Annotated in this window: 19 protein-coding genes and 1 pseudogene; all 20 read left to right on the forward strand. The window is 58.1% G+C overall.

What is annotated here, in order from left to right:
* Window positions 1–2 precede the first annotated feature (2 nt).
* The 20 genes and pseudogenes from DWZ82_RS05365 to DWZ82_RS05455 all read left to right on the forward strand — a co-directional run bounded on the left by DWZ82_RS05365 (window position 3) and on the right by DWZ82_RS05455 (window position 13,985).
* The gene (locus DWZ82_RS05365) at window positions 3–764 is read left to right on the forward strand and encodes a ParA family protein (RefSeq protein WP_158575095.1); all 762 of its coding nucleotides are present in this window, start codon (window positions 3–5) and stop codon (window positions 762–764) included.
* A gap of 1 nt (window position 765) precedes the next feature.
* Entirely contained in the window at window positions 766–2,118 is a 1,353-nt protein-coding gene (locus tag DWZ82_RS05370; protein WP_118479323.1) for a ParB/RepB/Spo0J family partition protein, read from the forward strand.
* A complete protein-coding gene (locus DWZ82_RS05375; RefSeq protein ID WP_118479325.1) occupies window positions 2,115–2,576 on the forward strand; it encodes a hypothetical protein in 462 nt (153 codons plus the stop codon). The genes DWZ82_RS05370 and DWZ82_RS05375 overlap by 4 nt, the downstream gene beginning before the upstream one ends.
* A gap of 68 nt (window positions 2,577–2,644) precedes the next feature.
* Window positions 2,645–3,253: a hypothetical protein gene (locus DWZ82_RS05380; protein ID WP_118479327.1), complete on the forward strand. Its 609-nt coding sequence runs from the start codon at window positions 2,645–2,647 to the stop codon at window positions 3,251–3,253.
* A gap of 177 nt (window positions 3,254–3,430) precedes the next feature.
* Window positions 3,431–4,261: a rolling circle replication-associated protein gene (locus tag DWZ82_RS05385; protein ID WP_147356906.1), complete on the forward strand. Its 831-nt coding sequence runs from the start codon at window positions 3,431–3,433 to the stop codon at window positions 4,259–4,261.
* Window positions 4,200–4,436, forward strand: a complete 237-nt coding sequence (locus DWZ82_RS15990; protein WP_118479331.1) for a cysteine-rich KTR domain-containing protein — start codon at window positions 4,200–4,202, stop codon at window positions 4,434–4,436. Before DWZ82_RS05385 ends, DWZ82_RS15990 begins: the two co-directional genes overlap by 62 nt.
* A gap of 59 nt (window positions 4,437–4,495) precedes the next feature.
* Window positions 4,496–4,699 (forward strand): hypothetical protein, encoded by a 204-nt coding sequence (locus DWZ82_RS05395; RefSeq protein ID WP_118648596.1) that lies wholly within the window; start codon window positions 4,496–4,498, stop codon window positions 4,697–4,699.
* On the forward strand, window positions 4,689–5,063 hold the full coding sequence (locus tag DWZ82_RS05400; protein WP_117490899.1) for an HNH endonuclease: 375 nt from the start codon (window positions 4,689–4,691) through the stop codon (window positions 5,061–5,063). The genes DWZ82_RS05395 and DWZ82_RS05400 overlap by 11 nt, the downstream gene beginning before the upstream one ends.
* Before the next feature lie 180 nt (window positions 5,064–5,243).
* Window positions 5,244–5,885 (forward strand): ParB/Srx family N-terminal domain-containing protein, encoded by a 642-nt coding sequence (locus tag DWZ82_RS05405; protein WP_118479335.1) that lies wholly within the window; start codon window positions 5,244–5,246, stop codon window positions 5,883–5,885.
* 55 nt (window positions 5,886–5,940) lie between these two features.
* Window positions 5,941–6,522: pseudogene (locus DWZ82_RS05410) on the forward strand (DNA-methyltransferase); the annotation flags it as partial.
* A 10-nt stretch (window positions 6,523–6,532) separates the two neighbouring features.
* Complete coding sequence (locus DWZ82_RS05415) at window positions 6,533–7,051, forward strand: phage terminase small subunit P27 family (protein WP_118479337.1); 519 nt, start codon at window positions 6,533–6,535, stop codon at window positions 7,049–7,051.
* A 402-nt stretch (window positions 7,052–7,453) separates the two neighbouring features.
* Entirely contained in the window at window positions 7,454–8,008 is a 555-nt protein-coding gene (locus tag DWZ82_RS05420; protein WP_118479339.1) for a LemA family protein, read from the forward strand.
* Entirely contained in the window at window positions 7,989–8,720 is a 732-nt protein-coding gene (locus DWZ82_RS05425) for a hypothetical protein (RefSeq protein WP_158575097.1), read from the forward strand. The genes DWZ82_RS05420 and DWZ82_RS05425 overlap by 20 nt, the downstream gene beginning before the upstream one ends.
* A gap of 173 nt (window positions 8,721–8,893) precedes the next feature.
* Window positions 8,894–9,226, forward strand: a complete 333-nt coding sequence (locus tag DWZ82_RS05430) for a hypothetical protein (protein ID WP_118479343.1) — start codon at window positions 8,894–8,896, stop codon at window positions 9,224–9,226.
* A gap of 235 nt (window positions 9,227–9,461) precedes the next feature.
* Window positions 9,462–9,725: a hypothetical protein gene (locus DWZ82_RS05435; RefSeq protein WP_118479345.1), complete on the forward strand. Its 264-nt coding sequence runs from the start codon at window positions 9,462–9,464 to the stop codon at window positions 9,723–9,725.
* Window positions 9,722–9,877, forward strand: coding sequence for a hypothetical protein (locus tag DWZ82_RS15115; protein WP_158575098.1), 156 nt, complete (start codon window positions 9,722–9,724; stop codon window positions 9,875–9,877). Before DWZ82_RS05435 ends, DWZ82_RS15115 begins: the two co-directional genes overlap by 4 nt.
* Before the next feature lie 12 nt (window positions 9,878–9,889).
* Window positions 9,890–11,158, forward strand: a complete 1,269-nt coding sequence (locus DWZ82_RS05440) for a phage portal protein (protein WP_118479347.1) — start codon at window positions 9,890–9,892, stop codon at window positions 11,156–11,158.
* Entirely contained in the window at window positions 11,158–12,258 is a 1,101-nt protein-coding gene (locus DWZ82_RS05445; RefSeq protein WP_118479349.1) for a phage tail sheath C-terminal domain-containing protein, read from the forward strand. Before DWZ82_RS05440 ends, DWZ82_RS05445 begins: the two co-directional genes overlap by 1 nt.
* 38 nt (window positions 12,259–12,296) lie before the next feature.
* Window positions 12,297–13,496, forward strand: coding sequence for a phage major capsid protein (locus DWZ82_RS05450; protein ID WP_118479350.1), 1,200 nt, complete (start codon window positions 12,297–12,299; stop codon window positions 13,494–13,496).
* 60 nt (window positions 13,497–13,556) lie between these two features.
* Window positions 13,557–13,985, forward strand: coding sequence for a phage tail tube protein (locus DWZ82_RS05455; protein WP_118479352.1), 429 nt, complete (start codon window positions 13,557–13,559; stop codon window positions 13,983–13,985).
* Window positions 13,986–13,990: the final 5 nt, after the last annotated feature.

The raw sequence follows: 13,990 nt of genomic DNA on the forward strand, positions 1-13,990 counted from the left end.
TCTTGAAAACGATTAGCATAGTGAATTTGAAGGGCGGCGTCGGCAAGACCGTCACCGCCGTAAACCTTGCAGGCATTTTGGCTGCCGACTATGGCAAGCGCGTCCTGTTGGTAGACAGCGACCCGCAGGGTGACGCCAGCCAGTACATCGGCGTAGTACCTGACGCCTGCAGCACGGCCGACCTGTTCGACGGCGGCACGGCCTACTACGAGGACGTCATCCAGCACACCATTTACCGTGATCTTGACATCGTCCCGTCCGACATGCAGCTCGCCTCGGTTGATCTGGACGCCGACATTGACCGCAAGCAGGCGGTTCGCGTGTACGCCGATCTGCGTGACGCACTGGTCGAGGATGATGCGTACGACGTGATGATCTTCGATTGTCCGCCGTCATTCAGCTTGCCGTGCATCTCGGCGATTGCTGCCAGTGATATGGTCTTCGTGCCGATCAAGCCGGGCGCGTTTGAGATGGCCGGCATGCGGCTGCTTGCCGATCAGATTGCCAGTGTGCAGAGCACCGGCCTTGCCAAGCGCAGTGTTCGCGGTCTGCTGACCATCTGGCACAACGCTGACGCAACGCGCCAGAGCGAGGACTGGCTGCGAGAGCACAGCCCGATTCAGCTGTTTACGCAAAAGATCAGACGCACCGACAAGGTGACCGAGAGCACCTACGCCGCACAGCCGGTCACGCGCTGGTCTCCGACCTCGGCGGCCGCCCGTGATTACCGGGCGTGGGTTGAAGAACTCATGGAGGTGCTTTGAGATGGCAAAGAAATTTAATCTTGCGGAGCTGATGGGCGAGGCGGTGTCCAAATCGGACACCGGAGAAATGCGGGTGGAGCAGATTCCACTCGCCGAAATCGAGGAAAACGAGAACAACAGCTACGCGCAGACCGGCATTGACGAGCTGGCGGAATCCATCAAGGTCATCGGCTTGCAGCAGCCGCTTGTAGTGCGCCGCAAGACCGAGGGCGGGTACTTACTCCTCGCAGGGCATCGCCGCCGGAACGCACTGGCGCTGCTCGACCGCAAGACCGCGCCCTGTATTGTGCTCGATGCCGACCTTGACCCGTCCATCCAGACGCTGATCCTGCACTGGACCAACACCATGGCGCGCGGCGGCGGCGGTCTGACCGCTGAGTACACCGGTCAGGCGGCAAAGGAGATTGAGGCCGCGCTCAAGGACCTGCAGGCCCGCGGCGTGGTCGAGCTGCCGGGCAAGCTGCGCAGCTACGTTGCCGAGGTGCTCAAAACGTCCGAGAGTCAGATCGCCAGGGCAAAGGCTATCAACAACGGGCTGACCAAGGCGTGGCAAGGCGATTTTAAGTGCCATCGTATCAACGACAGCGCCGCCTATGAGCTGAGCCAGTGCGATGCGGATCTGCAAAGGGAACTGCACGGCGCGTACAAAGACCGCTATTGGAGTCTGGACAGCAAAAAGATTAAAGCGCACCGCAAGGCGGCGGAATTTGACTTTACACCGCTGACCTGCCCGGAAGCATCGCCCGGCATAGAGCCTTGCACCGGAGCGGACAAGCGTGCCGCATGGGTCAAAGGCGGGCGCTGCGAGGGCTGCTGCCATGAGTGTTCGCTTGCCGCCAACTGTAACCGCGTGTGCGGCAAGGTCAAGCAGCGCATTGAGCGGGAGAAAAACAAGGTCAAGGACAACGAGGAACGGGAACGCAGACTGGCAGAGTTCAACGCTTCGCCGCTGGCAGAAGCTCGGCGCAATATCCGCTTTGCGCTGGCCTGCAAGGATATTCGGTGCGCTGATGATTTTGAGGATAAGCGCTTCCGGTGGAATATGAGTTGGCTGTGGGCTTCGCAGCCGTTCGGCTGTGTGCCTGACCTTGCGGAGCTGTTTGAGATGGCAGCATCGGTCGGTATTGACCCATTTGAGATGATTGCCGACCATCCGGCGTGCAGCATCTGGCACAAGTACACCGAGGAGCGGCCGCCGGAGGGCGCTCGGGTACTGTGCAAGCTGTGCGGCTGCACTAATCGCTATGGCGAATATGTTTACCGCGGCGGCAAGTGGTTCTTCCCGGATATCGACGATGAACAGTGCGAGGCAAACATCCTCGTCAGCGCGTGGACGGAGGTGATTCCGGAATGAGATGTGACCTTTGCCCATTATCCAGTCCGGAGGACGTCTGCCCGGAAGCGGAAGGCGCACACGGCATGGAGCACAAGGACGGCACGCTCGGCTGCAAGCACCCGCGAAGCTGGGTGGAAAAGCGGAACGCGGAGCACGGCGAGTATCTCGGTGCCATGGGACTTGACATGGGGATCGAGATGGACTTGACGCCGGAAGAACTGGAACGTGCGCTTGAGATCTGTCAGCACATGGTCGGTCTGGACTATAAGCGACCGTATCACCGACACGGAAAAGCGTTTTACCGCGCGTATCGGAATTACTACGGTGATGTGCCGGAGGGCAATCGGATTTTGGACAAAATGCCGCAGGAGCTGTTCCGCGTCCATCACAATGAGCGCGGCACGACCTACTACCTGACGCAGACCGGTCTGGATTGGCTTGGGCGGCAGCTGCATGTGAAAATTATACGGAGGTAATGAGCATGAAACTGGTTGACGCAGAGGAGATTATTCGCAAACAGCGGGAAAGCGAGAAGATGTAAAACATGAGTAAGTACAAGCCCGGTGAAATTGTCACCATTAGGGGAACGGAATTTGTGGTGCTGGATGTGGAAGAAGGCACGGCGAAGGGCGGCAAAGACAAGTTGTTTGTGCTGCTGAAAGAACCGGTAGGAATCACGATGTTCAGCAGCGACGGCAACGACTATACCAAAAGCAAGTTGCGTGAAGCGGTGGGACACTGGTTCGGAGAATTTGCATCTGATCTCAACAAGGAACTGATTTTTTCGAGAGAAATCAGCCTGCTGACGATGGACGGGCGCAAGAATTACGGCAATATGCGCTTTCTGGCAGCACCGTTGACTTTCGATGAATGGCGTAAGTATTCCCGCTATATTCCAGATTGCGAAAGAGAGTATTGGCTGGCAACCGGTGATAGCGCACCGGGTCGCGACGGCGCGACTTGCGCGCTGTTCGTGTACTTCAATGGCGGTTGGAACTACAGCGACTGTTCGGAATCGTATGCGGTGCGTTCGGCGATGTGGGTATCCGCAGAACTGTTAGACGAGCCGAAAGACGAAAAGCCGGATTTGAGCGAGTACAGCACGATGACGCTGATTCAGGAACTTGCGGAAAGGGCGATGAGGGATGAGTGAATATATTAAGCGCGAAGCGGCTGACAAGCTGCAAGCCATTTAGGATTTTATAAATCGACGGGAATGAATATTTCTTAGACTTGACAAATCAAAAATCTGCGGATATTCTATAAAACTACGCGGACGGGGACAGCCTCGTCCGCTGTGGTGTTCAATTTGGACACCGTTGGAGGGAAAATGAAGAGGAGAAAGACAATCCGAGCCGGACGGCTTGTGTGGGACATTACCTACACGGTGCCGCGGCCGAACGCCAGCAAGCAGGAGCGCAAGCGCATCCGCGAGGTGACGGAGGAGCAGGTGGCGAGAACCAACGCGAACACCGCGCAAAGAAAATTGGAAATGCTGATGGCGACCAACTTTGACGAGGGCGATTTAGTGCTGACAGTCACCTATCGAGATGCGGACCTGCCGGACAGCGCCGACGTGACACGCAAACACCTCGGCAAAGTGTTCTCGCAGATGCGGGCCTACCGCAAAGCGCGAGGCCTTCCAGATCTGAAATACATTTATGTGCTCGAGGGCAGGCACGGTGATCACCGACCTCACGCGCATATTATTATCAATGCCGCAGGCGGTGACTTGGAGCTGATGCGGTCGCTCTGGATTTGGGGCGATGATATACAGCTCAACTACATCCGCGAGCGCGGGTACGACGGATGGGCCGGTTACTTAACCAAAGAGCGGAGAGAAGCGTCGCTCAACGGCAAGAAACAGTTTGTCGGATCGCGCAACCTTGACCGACCGGTCACAACCTATGCATGGGTGGATGACGGCACGACCGTTGATGCACCGCCCGGAGCACAGGTGCTCGATGAGGGCGGCGGCAGAAATGAGATTGCATCCTGCCGGTTTGTTAAATATTTAATGCCGAAAAATACCTATTATAATACACACGCAACGCGCACACGCACGCGCGTTGTTGCTGGCTTGGAATGCTCTATAACATATGACACGGTTGTGGAGAAACGAAAGCGAACGGGTAGACATAGGAGGACGAAAGGTGTATAATCAAGACAAAAGAATAAAACTTGTGTGCCCGCGATGCAAGCGGCCGACCAACGTGGTCGCAATCAAGGGACGCACAGTGTTGCGGGATTTCCCGTTGTTTTGTAAGTTTTGCAAATGTGAGACCGTCATTGAGTTTGACGGGGAGCGCCAGCGCCTGAGAGCCAGAGCCGAATAACTGCACCGAATGGTGTGGCTATTTGGCTCTTATTTTTTGCCAGGAAGGCGGTGAGTGGCGTGCAAACAGTGCGCGAGATGATACCTGAGTACAAGCGCAACCTCGACCGGCTGCGTCAGCGGCGGCTTGATCTGCTGCGGGAGCGTGAGCTTGAACCGAGCTTTGAGAAGCGCTACAAGCTGACAGTGCGCATCTGTCGGCTCAAGAGCATCATCACGTCTACCGAGTCTGCCCTGCACGACATGCTCGAGTATGACAAGTAAGCCGCTGAGGCCGTGCCTGCATCCCGGCTGCCGGGAGCTGGTGCGGTGCGGGTACTGTGACAAGCACAGACCCAAGGACAGCGCACGGCGCAGCACAGAGAGCCGCCGGTGGCGTGGCTGGTACAGCCTGCCGATCTGGACGGACAACCTGCGGCCGGCACAGCTGCTGCGTGAGCCGTGGTGCCGCGAGTGCGCACGGCAAGGCCGCCGAGTCCGAGCGACAGACGTTGACCACATCGAGCCGCACAACGGAGACTGGCAGCGCTTTACCGACCCAAGCAACCTGCAAAGCCTGTGCCACGGTTGCCACAGCGCAAAGACCATGGCCGAAAGCAGGGCTAAAGGCAAGACGAAACGGCGCTGACCGGCGGAACGCTTGGACGGGCGCAGGCAGGTGGGTGTGCGCGAACTTGGCGAGAAATCTCAAGATTTCTCGGGGTCCCCCCCACCCTTGGAAAGTTTTGCGGCGGGGCGCTCTTGACCGCAGCCCCCCATTCGTGCGAGATTTTTTCCCAATGGAGCGGGAATTTTGGAGGTTTTGAAAATGGCGAACAAGAAAAGCGTCGGTCCGGCAGGGCCGGGCGAGGTAAAAGCGGCGTGGTTTATGCCGGAGCAGCTGGCGAGGGTGCCGATCGGCGAGCTGGTGCCGTATGCCCGCAATGCGCGGACGCATAGCGAGAGCCAGATCGCCCAGATCAGAGCGAGCCTGCGGGAGTTTGGTTTTGTCAATCCGGTGCTGATTGACAGCGACCGGAATATCATCGCCGGGCATGGGCGTGTGCTGGCGGCGCAGGCCGAGGGCATGACCGAGGTGCCGTGCGTACTCGTTGAGCATCTGACGGACGCACAGCGGCGTGCATACATCTTGGCAGACAACCGCCTTGCGGAGCAGTCCGGCTGGGACACCGAGATGCTGGCGCTCGAGTTGGGCGAGATGCAGTCCGCGGGCATGGATCTGACAATCACCGGATTCACGGCAGCGGACATGGAAATAGAGGACCCGAACGAAGAACCGCCTGCCGCCGAAGATGACGGCGATAGCGGCGAACCGGATTCCGACACGCCCAGTCGCGCCCAGGACGGCGATGTGTGGAAACTCGGTGACCACGTTCTTTTGTGCGGAAATTGTACCGAAAAAGCGTATTTAGACAAAATTTTCGGGGGGGGGGGTAACACAAAAAGTTGATTTACTACTTACTGACCCGCCGTATGGCGTTGATTACGTCGGCAAGACCGGCGACGCAATGACCATCGAGAATGATGGCGCTGACCGTGACGCGCTGATGGAACTGCTGACCGGCTCGTTTGCTGCTGTCAGCGAGTGGCTGCGAGATGGCGCAGCGTATTACATCTGGTGTGCGAGCAAAACGTGGGATGTGTTCGCTCGGGCGGTGGAACAGCTTGGATGGCCGGTGCGCGAGCAGCTGATCTGGAACAAGGATTGCTTCGTGATGGGCCGACAGGATTACCAGTGGAAGCACGAGCCGTGTCTGTACGGTTGGAAACCGGGAGCCGCGCACAAGTGGTGCAGCGACCGCAGCCAAACTACCGTGATCGACTGTCCGCGTCCGAAGGCGAACCGCGACCACCCGACCATGAAGCCGATTCCGCTGTTTGACTACCTGATTCGCAACAGTACGGACGTTGGTGACACGGTGTATGACCCGTTCTGCGGCAGTGGTACGACGCTGCTGGCCTGCGAACAGGCAAACCGTAAATGCGTGGCGGTGGAGTTGTCACCGCGGTATTGCGATGTAATTTTACGCCGATGGGAGGCGCTGACCGGCCGGAAGGCCGAGCGGCTTCAGAATTTGAGAGAGTGAGGTGAGAGATATGCCAGCCAGCAAGCCGATTCCGCGGGAGGCGGACGGTACGGTGGACATCAAGCAGGCGCGAAAGCGCATGGCAGGACACCGTACAAACGCCGAGATCGAGGCAAAAGCCAAAAGCGAGGTGCGGGGCAAGGAGCCGAAACGCATCACGGTGCCCAAGTATCTGCCGCAGGTGATGGAGGCAGAATACCGGCTGACCGCGAAAAAGCTGGTGGCGCTGCATATCTTTTCCGACCTTGACTATGACATGCTGGCGCGGTATTTTATCGCTCGCGCCGCATGGCAGAACGCCCAGAACTGGGCGAACCGTGCGATCATGCAGGGCGACGCCAAGGAGGCGGGCAGCTGGACCAAGACGGCGAACGTTTACTTTGGTCAGTGCCAGAGCTGTGCGTCGGCGCTCGGTCTGAGCGTGTCGGCGCGGTGCCGCCTCGTGATGCCGGAGCCGCCCAAGGATGAGGCCGACGAGGACCCGCTCAGCAAAATGCTGCGCGAGCGGGCAGAGCGCCGGAAGGCGTGAGACATACGTCCGAGGTTGTGACGGGCAGTGTAATGCCTGCTCGAGCTTCGACCTTTGGCGGTAGGTGAGTTTTGTGATATTTCCTCGCCTGTCCGTCAGAGCCTCGGACAGCTTCCTGCGCTGCGGCGGACGGTGGTCAGCCATTACGCCGTCCCCCACATCAAAGTGGCAAGGATACAAGCGGGTGCACCCGGAATGCAGACGAGTGGGTGCGTCCGCCGGAGCGCAGGAGGAGCAAACAATGCAAGATCGAACAATCTGTCCGGCTATGTGCCCGATGCTCAACGTCCAGGGCTTTTGCGAGAGCGCATGGAGACGGGCAGGCCAGGTGCGGGAGTGCCCGCATAAGAAAATGCGCAAAGCGGTGTCCAGTTTGAACACCGAAAATAGGAGGAAAACAAAATGAAGAAAACCACTTTAATCGTGCTGGCTATCGTGGCTGCGCTGGTACTTATGATCGCCGCTGCGTTCGTGTCGGTCAATAACCGCGCGGTATCGGCGGAGGAACAGGTCAGCTCGGCAGCAGCTGACGTGCAGGTAGCAGAGAAACGCCGTGTTGATCTCGTTTACAATCTGGTGGACGCAGTAAAGTCCTATCAGACCTATGAGAGCGACACGCTGACGAAGATTACGCAGGCTCGCACTGCTGCTGCATCGGGCAAGGTAGAAGAAGCACAGGTTACGTTAAATGCTGTTGCGGAGCAGTACCCGGAACTCAAGGCAAACGAAAATTACAAGCAACTCATGACCGAACTTGCGCTGACCGAGAACCAGATCGCGCAGTACCGCAACAACTACAATCAGCAGGTACGGGCATACAACAAGCTGGTACGGTCTTTCCCGACCGGTTTTCTGCTGAGGGTAATGAACTATCAGACAATCGACACGACCTACACGGACTACGATGCACCGGAAGATGCTCCGCAGAACCTGTTCGGTGGCGGCGATGGAGATTAAGCCTCGTGAGATTGCGTTCAGCGTTGCAATCGTGTTTGTTATGGTGGCACTGGGATTTCTGCTCGGTAGCAAAATCAGTGACCATATCGCTGAGACAAACGAGGAATTTACCACGGCAACGCAGATTACAGACGATCAGCAGTTTCAATATGCGCTGGATACCGACTTCGGGAATGTCATCGCTTACGGCAATCTGGTTGCCGAACAACCCGTTTCGGCTGATGATTTAGATGGCGAATATGCGCAGCTGACCAAAATCACGGAGCAATATACCATGCACACGCGCGTTGTAACCTCTACGGACGGAAAGGGGCACACATACACTCGCACCGAGGTGTATTGGACGTGGGACGAGGTTGACCGGAAGGAAGAAAGCACAGAAACGTTTACATTCATGGGCGTATCGTTCCCGGCGGATAAGTTTTCCGTTACAGCGCACCAACAGGGCGATACAATCTATGACAGTAAACTTGTGCGGCATTATTACGAAGTTGTGGATGCAAATATAGTTGGCAGTATATGCACGCAAATCAAAGACCATACGATCGCAGACAGCAACCGGTTTTATGCCGATGCGGAACCTCAGGCAGTTATAGACCTTGCTGTAAGACAAGGTAATATTGCCATCTTTTTGTTCTGGGTATTATGGATTGTGCTGACCGGTGGTGCAGTATATGGTTTCTGTTTGTTGGAAAACCGGTGGCTGGATTGAAAATGCGGTGTCCAGTTTGAACACCGCAGACAAAAAAGTAAAATCCGGTGCTGTGACGGGCGACCCACCCAAAACACCTTACCTAATTCTTTTGGCGGCGGCGAGGTTTTGTCCTCTTGTACCTCGTCCGTCCGTCAGAGCATCGGATGGTGCAAATTATGGAGGTTTTGACGATGTATGACCGCGAGGAGTATGAGTGGTATAAGACGCACGGCATCTGCGTCCGCTGCCGCAAGGCTAAAGCACGCCGAGGCCGCACGACCTGCGCCGCGTGTGCGGCTCAAAACACAGAGCGCACCTTGCGGTATTTTAACGAGCTGACCGCCGAGAAGCGCAAGGAATACTCTCAGCGAGCCACCGAGAAACAGCGTGAGCGGCGTGACGCTCGCTACGCTGCCGGTCTGTGCGTTATCTGTGGCAAGCGACCGCCGAGAGACAACCGCCGGACCTGTGCGCTGTGCAGCAGCAAGCGCACAGGCGCACAGCAGAAACAGGCGGAAAAGTGACAACAGCACTCCGGTGCTGTGACGGGCGGCAGCAGCTGCCCGAGAAACAACCTCCAAAAACAATTTTGCGCAGGGCACGGCGGCAACGGAACGCCGCCGCGTCCGTCAGAGCACCGGAAACCAATTTAACAGAGCCGACGCGGGAAAGCGGTAGAGAGCCAGAGCCTGAGAGCCAGAGCCAACGAGCAATTTGTCTCGTCGGCTCTTAATTTTTGCTCGGAAAGGGGTGAGAGAGATGGCAAAGAAAGAAAAACGCATCGACTACATCAGCAAAGCGGAGGATATCCGGCTGATTGCGAGCGGCGTAAACGCGGAGCACCGCACCATGACATGGCGAGAGGCGACCGAGTATTGGGAGCGCGACAACGGCACCGACGATTACGGCCGTGCGGCGCTGATGGCGTATCTCGGCATTGCAACGGCAGGCGAGTGTGCCCTGCTGGACGATCTGGTTGACGCGCCGGAGGATGACGAACCGGCAGAGGAGGAAAGTGAATGATGAAGAAAATCGTAGTCGCGCTGCTGTCTGATGCTCTGCTGTTGGGCGGCGCGGTTGTTATTATGGTTGGACTCTACACGATTTGGCCGCCGCTGGCCGCAATCGCGGGCGGTGTGCTCGCTATCTTGCTGTCGATTTTGATGGTCGTGTAAGGCGGTGCAGCAATGATCGCAGACAAGATTATGAGCCGCATCCGCGGACAGACCCGGCTGACACTGGACGACCCGACCGGCTGGAGCACGGGCGGCGCGGCGATCTTTGGCGGAAAAGAGCTGCAGGCCATGAAACTGCCTGCCGTCAATGCCTGCATCGAGATCATCTCGGACAGTGTGGCGAAAATGCCGATCTACCTGATGGACGGCGAGACCCGCGAGCGGGTGCCCGACCATCCGGCGGTGCGGCTGCTGACCGGCAGACCGACAGAGGCCCTGACCGCCTTTGACTATCACAAGCTGATGGAGAGCCGCCGCATTGCGTACGGCAACGCTTACGCGCTCATCCTGCGCGACAAGTGGGGACAGCCGGTGGAGCTGCTGCCGATCGCGCCGGGCTACATGCTGCCAATCCTCGACACCAACGCAAAGCTGTGGTATGTCGGCATCAATCCCAAGACGCACGAGTACCGCAAGTTCTGGCCGACCGATGTGCTGCATTACAAGGCATTCAGCACAGACGGCCTTGAGGGCATCAGCTATCTGCGCCGCGGTGCCGAGACCATTGAGGCGGCCCTGCAGGCACAGCGATACGAGAGCAATTACTACCGCAACGGCGGTCAGGTAAGCGGCATTCTGACCACCGACACCGACCTCTCGCCAAGGCCGACCACCATCGGCGGTGAGAAAGTGGACATCAAGAGCAAAATCCGTGCCGAGTGGGAAAGCATCCACTCCGGAGCGGACAACGCTTACCGCATTGCGGTACTCGATAACGGCCTCAAGTATACGCCGCTGACCGCCACCAACCGTGACGCGCAGTTTATCGAGAGCAAGGCCGCCAGTGTCGAGGACATTGCCCGGCTGTTTAATATCCCGTTTTACAAACTGGGCGCGGGCAAGGAGAGCTACGCCGCCAACACGCAGGCGGCGATCGAGTACATCCAGCGCACGCTGTCGCCAATCGTCAGTGAGCACGAGCAGGAGGACACGCACAAGCTGCTGCTTGAGAGCGAGTGCAGCCGCGGTCTGCAGCTGCGCCGCAACATGATGGGCGAGCTGCGCGGAGACTGGACGGCTCGGGCCGCATGGTACAAGTCCATGCGCGAGATCGGCGCGTACAGCGTGGACGATATCCGCGCACTCGAGGACCTGCCGGACGTGCCCGGCGGCGATGACCGTCTGGCAAGCCTTAACTACGTTCCGCTGGAGGACTGGCGGGACCTGAGCCGCCGCCGCAACGGAGCGGACGGCGAGGAACAGAAAGGAGTGACCCCATAATGGCAATTACAATGCCTAAAATCGACATTACGTTTGAGCAGCGTGCTGTGAGCCTAATCGGCCGCAGTGAGCGCGGTGTCGCAATCCTGATCGTGAGAGACGACACCAACAAGACATTTACGCATAAGCAGTACAGCGACCTGTCCGCCGCACAGGCAGACGAGAGCCTGTATACCGCAGACAACTACGCTGCTATCTGCGACATGCTGGGCTTTGCACCGTATCAGGCGCATGTGTTCCGCTGTGACGCGGACGGCGCTCTGGCAGATACGCTCGCCGAGATCGGCAAGCGCGTCAAGACCGGCTGGCTGACCATTGCCGGCCAGAATGCCGCTGACGGTCTGGCGCTGTCTGCGTGGGTCAAGACGCAGGCGGGCACCAAGCACAAGACCTATAAGGCGGTCTGCTACAACCTGACCACCGCACCGGATGATATGCACGTTGTCAATTTTGTCAACGAGTCGGTTACCTACACGGATGACCGCGGCAAGAAAGACGGCGTGACCTATCTGCCGAGCCTGCTCGGTATCTTCGCGGTGTGCAACGTCACCCGCGGCTGCACCAACTACCTGTGCAGCAACCTCAGCGAGGTGCAGGAGGTCGCTGACAACGACGCGGCGCTCGGCAGCGGCAAGTTTATCCTTGTCAACGATGAGGACGGCAATGTGCGCGTGGCGCAGGGTATTAACTCGATGACCACGACCGACGGCAAGACCAAAACCGAGGACATGCAGTTTATCGAGACGGTCGAGGCGATGGACATGATGCGCGACGACATTACGTCCGTATTCCGTGAGACCTACCTCGGCAATTACAGAAACTCGCGTGACAACCAGATGATGCTGGTGGCCTCGCTCAACATGAGCTATTTCCGCCAGTTAATGCAGCAGAGCATCCTTGACCCGGACTACGCCAATGCGGCAAGCATTGACGTGGACGCGCAGCGTGCCGCGTGGGTGGCATCCGGCAAGAGCGAGGCTGCGGACTGGGACGATGATACCGTCAAGGCCAACCCGTTCAAGCGCACTGTCTATCTGACGGCCAACGTCAAGATTCTCGGCTCGATGACAGATCTCATTTTCCCGATCACGATGGCGTGACCGGATAACCTACAACAACAATTAAGGAGGCAAGACCTATGAAGAAGAAACTGCTTGACCTGCTCGCTAAGAAGCGCGGCATTGTAGACCGCATGAGACAGGCGGACGCAGCAGGCGACCAGACCGCATTTGACGCGGCTCTGGCAGAGAACACCGCCGTTGACGCGGAGATTGCCCGCGTAAAGGCAATCATGGAAGCCGAGGAGAATGTACCGGCAGAGCCGGAAGGCGTACCGACCAGCGGCACCGATCCTCCGGCGGCAGAGCCGGTCAACAGCCGCGAGTGCGTGCATGCCTTTGCGGAGTGCATCCGCGCCCAGGCACGCGGCCAGCGTGCAGCCTTTGAGACCAACGCAGACGTTCTGCGCCGTGCCATGGCAGCCGAAAACGCCGGTGCCATGACCGAGGGTGTAGAGGCAGACGGCGGCCTGCTGGTGCCGCAGGACATCCAGACCCGTATTAACGAGCTGCGCCGCTCTCTGGTGCCGCTGTCCGACCTGTTTGCGGTCGAGAATGTATCGTTCCTGTCCGGCTCGCGTGTGGTAGATACCGCGCCGAACAAGGGCTTTACCAAGATTGACGAGATGGATGAGATTCCGCAGGATGACAAGCCGGCGTTCCGCAAGATCGCCTACAAGGTCGAGGACTACGCGCTGATCCTGCCGGTCTCCAACGACCTGCTGCGCGACACCGATGAGGCGCTGCTGGCGTACATCTCTCGCTGGCTCGCAAAGAAGCAGATCATCACCGAGAACAACCTACTTGTAACCAAGCTCGCCGCGCTCGACACCGGCGCCGCAGCCGCGACCGAGACGGACGTTGTAAAGGTGCTGAAGACTGCGCTTAACAAGACGCTCGACCCGGCAATCTCCGCAACGGCACACTTTGTGACCAATCAGGACGGCTTTAACGCCCTCGACCAGCTGGTGGACGGCAATAAGCGCCCGCTGCTGCAGCCTGATCCGACCGGCTCGACCGGCAAGCTGCTGTTTGGCCGCGGCATTACCGTAGTAAGTAACGGCATCCTCAAGACCGCGACCAGCAAGGCGCCGATCTACTTCGGTGATTTCACCCAGTACGCGACCCTGTTCCGCCGTCAGCCGCTTGAGATCGCATCGACCGACATCGGCGGCAACGCATGGAAGACCAACAGCACCGAGGTCCGCGCGATTACCCGTCTGGACGCACAGGTGTTTGACGCTGAGGCCGCTGCTGCGGTATCTCTGACCATTGCGTAAGGACTGACCCAAGGGCGGCGCTGCTGCCGCCCTTCCTATTTTTAGAGAGGAGGGCACAGGATGCCTGAATTTAACCCCAATCGCATTATGCACGGCAACGGCGGTCATGCGTGGTTTAACGGCAAAAAGCTGACCACGCTGCAGTCGGTTGAGGCCAAGGTTTCCGGTGATTTTGAGGAGATCAGCGTGTGCGGCGATCCGGCTACTTACCGCGTTTTTAACGGCTACTCGGGCGAGGGCACGCTGACCAAGCTCAAGATCGACAGTGATGTGCTGAGCCTGATGGCTGCGGCGTATAAGTCCGGCGAGATGCCGACCATCACCATCATCACCAGCCAGACCATGCCGGGCACGAGCAAGGCCGAGCGTGTTGCGTACAGCGACATCACGATTGACGAGCTCACGCTCGCAAAATTTGAGAAGAAGTCCAAGACCGAGGAAGAGATTCCCTTTAAATTCGGTAACTTCGAGGTTCTCGAAACCCTGTAAGGAGG

This window comes from Butyricicoccus sp. AF35-5AC, from assembly GCF_003477715.1.
GTDB classification, from domain to species: domain Bacteria; phylum Bacillota; class Clostridia; order Oscillospirales; family Butyricicoccaceae; genus Agathobaculum; species Agathobaculum butyriciproducens.

What these genes read in the sequence shown, in the direction of transcription:
- DWZ82_RS05375 (WP_118479325.1), top strand. Translation starts at nt 2,115, where the DNA reads ATGAGATGTGACCTTTGCCCATTATCCAGTCCGGAGGACGTCTGCCCG.
- DWZ82_RS05435 (WP_118479345.1), top strand. Translation starts at nt 9,462, where the DNA reads ATGGCAAAGAAAGAAAAACGCATCGACTACATCAGCAAAGCGGAGGAT.
- DWZ82_RS05430 (WP_118479343.1), top strand. Translation starts at nt 8,894, where the DNA reads ATGTATGACCGCGAGGAGTATGAGTGGTATAAGACGCACGGCATCTGC.
- DWZ82_RS05440 (WP_118479347.1), top strand. Translation starts at nt 9,890, where the DNA reads ATGATCGCAGACAAGATTATGAGCCGCATCCGCGGACAGACCCGGCTG.
- DWZ82_RS05400 (WP_117490899.1), top strand. Translation starts at nt 4,689, where the DNA reads ATGACAAGTAAGCCGCTGAGGCCGTGCCTGCATCCCGGCTGCCGGGAG.
- DWZ82_RS05445 (WP_118479349.1), top strand. Translation starts at nt 11,158, where the DNA reads ATGGCAATTACAATGCCTAAAATCGACATTACGTTTGAGCAGCGTGCT.
- DWZ82_RS05405 (WP_118479335.1), top strand. Translation starts at nt 5,244, where the DNA reads ATGGCGAACAAGAAAAGCGTCGGTCCGGCAGGGCCGGGCGAGGTAAAA.
- DWZ82_RS15990 (WP_118479331.1), top strand. Translation starts at nt 4,200, where the DNA reads ATGACACGGTTGTGGAGAAACGAAAGCGAACGGGTAGACATAGGAGGA.
- DWZ82_RS05385 (WP_147356906.1), top strand. Translation starts at nt 3,431, where the DNA reads ATGAAGAGGAGAAAGACAATCCGAGCCGGACGGCTTGTGTGGGACATT.
- DWZ82_RS05380 (WP_118479327.1), top strand. Translation starts at nt 2,645, where the DNA reads ATGAGTAAGTACAAGCCCGGTGAAATTGTCACCATTAGGGGAACGGAA.
- DWZ82_RS05455 (WP_118479352.1), top strand. Translation starts at nt 13,557, where the DNA reads ATGCCTGAATTTAACCCCAATCGCATTATGCACGGCAACGGCGGTCAT.
- DWZ82_RS05420 (WP_118479339.1), top strand. Translation starts at nt 7,454, where the DNA reads ATGAAGAAAACCACTTTAATCGTGCTGGCTATCGTGGCTGCGCTGGTA.
- DWZ82_RS05415 (WP_118479337.1), top strand. Translation starts at nt 6,533, where the DNA reads ATGCCAGCCAGCAAGCCGATTCCGCGGGAGGCGGACGGTACGGTGGAC.
- DWZ82_RS05450 (WP_118479350.1), top strand. Translation starts at nt 12,297, where the DNA reads ATGAAGAAGAAACTGCTTGACCTGCTCGCTAAGAAGCGCGGCATTGTA.
- DWZ82_RS05370 (WP_118479323.1), top strand. Translation starts at nt 766, where the DNA reads ATGGCAAAGAAATTTAATCTTGCGGAGCTGATGGGCGAGGCGGTGTCC.
- DWZ82_RS15115 (WP_158575098.1), top strand. Translation starts at nt 9,722, where the DNA reads ATGATGAAGAAAATCGTAGTCGCGCTGCTGTCTGATGCTCTGCTGTTG.